Raw genomic sequence first — 4,932 nt, 5'->3', positions numbered from 1 at the left:
CCGTCACCTGCACACTCATGAGAGCACCACGACTTTGAAATCTCCCTGGGCGAGCGGGGCCGTCGCGGCCGGAGGATGCGGGGGCATCAGCGGGCTCAGCGGGTGGTGAGGGTGCGTGCCCGCCGGGCGGGCACGCACCGCTCCTTCTCAGGCCGGCCGGGTCACTCGGCCACCGTGAAATAGGCGGCCGGATCAAGGGAGTTGAGCGCGATCCAGCGCTGCGCCGTCGCTTCGGCGGGCGCCTGGACGCCGCCCGCCGAAGCGCGGAAGAAGCCCTGCACGTCGAGAGCGATGCGGGGATCGTCGTCGATGCGCCGCGCCATGTCGTAGTAGACGGACAGCTCATGGACGCACCGCAGGGTGGCGGTCGGGCAGGAGCAGTCGACGCTGTCGAGGGCCGGCGCGGGCGGATGGCCCGCGTCGGCGATCGCGCGGTACAGATCGTCGGTGAGCAGGGGCTGGATGCCGCTCAGCTGACGGGAGATCTCGGCCGTCGCCCCCGCGGACATCGGCGCGACCTCGATCGTGACCACCGAGGTGCCGCGACCTCGGTGCACGACGGCGCGCACGGTCCGGTCGTCGAACGTGATCTGGACCTTCCCGTCGCGTGCTGTGCGGCGTGCGCTCGGCAGCTGGGGATCGGGACGGGTCTGGCGCAACGACTCGGCGAACCGGACCCAGTCCTTGCCCCACTTCGTGTAACCGTAGTCGTGGTCGGCCATGGTCAGTTGACTCGCTTCCGGCGCAGGACCTCGATGAGACGGTCGTCGTCCAGGCGGGTCAGCTCGGCGGCGCTGGACATTTCGGCGATGTCCGACAGCGCGGACTTGTGGTTGTGCATGGCCGCGATGTGCTCCTCGACGGTGGTCCCCGTGGTCAGGGTGGTGACGGTGACCGTGCGGGTCTGACCGATCCGGTGGACCCGGTCGGACGCCTGGGCCTCCACGGCCGGGTTCCACCACCGGTCGAAGTGGATGACGTCGGCCGCGCGCGTGAGCGTGAGCCCGGTGCCCCCGGCCTTCAGGCTGAGGACGAGCACCTTCGGACCGTCGCCGGACTGGAACCGGTGGACGATGTCGGCCCGTTGCTCCTGGTTCAGGCCGCCGTGGAAGAACGGCGTACTCACCCCGAACTGTTCGGCGAAGTGCCGGACCAGCAGCTCACCGGTCTGCCGGTACTGGGTGAAGACGAGGGTCGGAGAGTCGTTCTCCAGGTTGTTGGCCACGATGTCGGTGCACAGGTCGAGCTTGCCCGACCTGCCCGACAGCTCACCGAGGTCGTCCGTGATCAGGCCCGGATGGTTGCAGACCTGCTTGAGCGAGGTCAGGACGGCGAGCACCTTGGTCTGCCGCTGGGCGCCGCTGCCGAAGCCGTCGTCGATGACCTGCTCCAGCAGCCGGTCGTACAGCCGCTCCTGCTCCTCGCTGAGGTCGCAGATGAGATCGGCGTGGATCTTGGGTGGGAGTGACCCTGCGACCTGGGACTTCTTCCGCATCAGCACGACCGGCTCGATGGCCCCGCGCAGCCGGGCGGAAGCGGCCGGGGAGCCGTCCGCGATCGGCCGCACGAAGCGACGGCGGAACTGCGTCCGGTTCGCGAACAGGTGCGGTGCGACCAGATTGAGCAGGGCCCACAGCTCGTCGAGGTGATTCTCGACGGGCGTCCCGGTCAGGGCGATCCGCGCGTCGGCCGCGATGGTGCGCGCGGCCTTCGACACCTGCGTACGGGGGTTCTTCAGGACCTGCGCCTCGTCGAAGACCGCGGTGCTCCACTGGATCCCCGCCAGGGCCGGGCTGTGCGTGCGCAGCGTGGGGTAGCCGGTGAGCACCACCGTGCCGCTGTCCACCTCGGGCAGCGGCCCGCCGCGCCAGATCGTGGCCCGCAGGTCGGGTGCGAACCGCGCGATCTCGTGCGCCCAGTTCCCCACCAACGACGTGGGGCAGACCACCAGTTGCGGCCCCTTCTCGGCGCGTCCGGCGATGCAGCCGATAGTCTGCAGGGTCTTGCCAAGCCCCATCTCGTCGGCCAGCACCGCGCCGCCGTGCGTCTCGATGGTCTCGCGCAGCCAGCTCACCCCGCGCACCTGATACGGGCGCAGCTTGGCGGTGAGCGCCGTGCGCATCTCGGCCCCCACCGAGGTGGTGCGGCGGAAGACATCGCTCGCGTGCTCCGCCGTCGTCACGGCGACACCTGTGGCGTCGGGTACCGCGTGCGCGGCGATCGGCAGAGCCGACTCGCCGCCCGCGATCCACGACCGCCAGACGTCCACCGACCGGCCGGGCGAGTCGAGGGGCACGGCCACGAGCCGGTCCGGCTCGATCAGCACGCAGTCGACGTCGGCCGCCTTGAGCCTGCCGAGGTCCGGCGTCGGCACAACCAGGGGAACGGTCTCGCCGTCGCCGACCGGCGGGGCCGCCCCCACGGCGCCGTCGGCCCAGGTCCACAGGGCGAACATGTGCCGGTCGGGTAGGTACGTGGCCTGGCTGTCCGACCGCGCTTCGGGGAGTTTCTGCCTGGTTCCCATGGCGTCAGCGGGTGCCCACGTTGTCGCCCTCGCGGGCGGACCAGTCCTCGGCACCGGCCCGGGGGGCCGCCTCGTCCGCGGTCGGGCCGCCGTCCCGCGCGGGCTCCGGCGCGCCCCCGGCAGCCGCGGACTTGCGGGCCGTGCGCAGGGCGAGCAGCAGTACAGCCGCGCCGAAGAGCGCGATGAGCATGATCCAGACCGCACCGACGTGCATGGCGTGGACGAACGCGTCGTCGGCGGCGTGCCCGAGCGCGGGCAGGTGGGACGTGGTGGCGACGTGCCGGGCCTGTTCGGCGGAGACCCGCGCCTGGTCCCGCACCGGTCCGGGGACACCGTGCAGCGAGGGTTCGATCGCGCGCCGGTACACGATCGACATGATCGTGCCGCCGACGGCGATCCCGATGACGCTGCCGGTCTGGCGCACGGTGTTGGTGACGGCCGACCCGGCACCGGCCCGTTCCAGCGGCAGCGTGCTGATCAGCGCCGCGGTCACGGGGCCAAGCACCATGCCGATGGACAGGCCCTGGACCAGCAGCAGGACCTCGATCCAGAAGAGAGGCGTGCTCAGCCCGAAGAGCCCGTACGCGCCCATGGTCAGCGCCGCCACGGTCAGCGCCGGCACGGCGACGAGCCGCAGCGACCAGCGGTGCACCAGGCGCGCGCCGACGGGCGCCCCCAGGATCGCGCCGAGCGCGGTCGGGAGGCCGACCAGGCCCGCCTCGATCGGCGAGTAGCCGCGGGCGCCCTGCAGGTAGAACGCGTTGTAGAAGGTGATGGCGGACACGGCGAAGAGAAGCAGACCGAGGGCTACGTTGCCGCCGCCGAACGCGCGCTGGGCGAGAAGTCGGGGGTCGAAGCTCGGCATCTTGCTGCGCAGTTCGACGCGGACGAACACGGCCAGCAGGATCAGTCCGACGGCGATCGGTGCCCAGACGTCCGTACGGCCCCAGGCCGCCACCTGACCCGCGCGGATCAGCCCGTAGGCGAGCGCCGCGAGGCCGGTGATTGACAGCAGCATCCCGGCCGGGTTCAGCGGTCGCACCACGGGGCTGCGGAAGTTCGGGACCAGCAGGGCGATGCCGATCAGCGCGAGGACCACGACCGGGACGTTGACCAGGAAGACCGAGCCCCACCAGAAGTGGTCGAGCAGCACGCCGGCGAGCACCGGGCCCACGGCCATGCCGACACCGGCGGAGGTCGAGGAGATGGCGATCGCGGTCGACCGCGCCGGGCCGGTGAAGGTCCACATGAGGATGGCCAGGTTGCCGGGCATGATCAGCGCGCTGCCGACGCCCATCGCGGCCCGGGCGGCGATCAGCTGCCCCGCGTCGCCCGCGAACGCCGCCCACACCGAGGACGCGGCGAAGACCACCAAGCCTGTTGCGAGCACGGTCCGGTGACCGAAGCGGTCGCCCAGCGCGCCCGCGGTGAACATCAAGGTGGCGAAGGCCAGCGTGTACGAGCCGGTGGCCCACTGCAGCTCGGCCGGGCTGGCGTTCAGCCCACGGACCGGGTCCGCGAGGGTCTCCATGGTGGTAGTCAGGACGGTGTTGTCCAGCCAGATCAGCAGCGAACACACCATGAGAACGGCAAGAATCAACTGCTGCCTGGACTTCGGCAACGTGGATGTAGTCATGAATACCTTTGGATGCGTTCTGGAAAACCTGACGAGCGGACCGTAAGCAACCATCAGGCGGGTGTCAATTCCCTGGCGACCGATAACAGTTGGCGATTTTCCGGCGTACCCGAGGGCATGCCGCCCAACGTTCTGTCAATTCTTGAAGATGTAACCGGGCCGGCGATTTAGTACGCTCCCGGGGGCATGCCGCCAAGTGCTCTGTCAATTTCTGAACCTGATGTTTGACCTAGCGGGAATTCCGTGCCCCACCTCGCGTTCTGCCTCGGGACACGGGGGCGGGCGCCCCCGCCGGCGCGCCTGCTCCCGGAGCCCGCCCTGGTGGGTGTCCTGAGGCCGTCGGGAGCGGCAGAGCACCCAGACGGCCACCCCGTGCGGGCGGCCCTTTCGGCCTGCCGATTCAGCGGGCCGAACGTCCTTCCCCGCATATCTTCCGAATGGGAGGATCGGAATTCACCCGGGCCAGCGGAACGGAAGTCGGCGGGGTTTGCATGGAAAGGCAGGGGATGACCCTACAAGGCCAATGGTGGAGCGAAAGCGAAAGTTACGTCTCGGACATTCTCTCGGTGTGCTCATTGGATTCGGACCGTCCGGTTCTTCGCTGGCGCGGTCAGGTGATATCAGGTGCCGAACTGAACCGTTCCGTCCTCGAGATATTCCATACGCTGCGTGATAACGGCGTACGGAAAGGGGATGTCGTAGCCGTTCTGGTCGCCCCCAACAGCAGGGAGATTTCAAAGTCGTGGTGCTCTCATGAGTGTGCAGGTCACGC

At 69.6% G+C, this 4,932-nt stretch carries 3 protein-coding genes; all 3 read right to left on the bottom strand.

Annotated elements, in window-relative coordinates; genetic code table 11:
• Positions 1-161: 161 nt before the first annotated feature.
• From AB0D04_RS42135 to AB0D04_RS42125, 3 genes are read right to left on the bottom strand one after another with little or no spacing between them, the layout of a single operon-like run.
• The gene (locus AB0D04_RS42135; RefSeq protein ID WP_362712732.1) at positions 162-722 is read right to left on the bottom strand and encodes a hypothetical protein; all 561 of its coding nucleotides are present in this window, start codon (positions 720-722) and stop codon (positions 162-164) included.
• A 2-nt stretch (positions 723-724) separates the two neighbouring features.
• A complete protein-coding gene (locus tag AB0D04_RS42130) occupies positions 725-2,524 on the bottom strand; it encodes a DEAD/DEAH box helicase (RefSeq protein WP_362712730.1) in 1,800 nt (599 codons plus the stop codon).
• Positions 2,525-2,528: 4 nt separating this feature from the next.
• Positions 2,529-4,160 (bottom strand): MFS transporter, encoded by a 1,632-nt coding sequence (locus AB0D04_RS42125; RefSeq protein ID WP_362712728.1) that lies wholly within the window; start codon positions 4,158-4,160, stop codon positions 2,529-2,531.
• Positions 4,161-4,932: the final 772 nt, after the last annotated feature.

The sequence above is a fragment of the Streptomyces sp. NPDC048483 genome, assembly GCF_040651455.1.
GTDB lineage: Bacteria > Actinomycetota > Actinomycetes > Streptomycetales > Streptomycetaceae > Streptomyces.
This window is presented reverse-complemented; position numbering and strand designations above follow the sequence as displayed.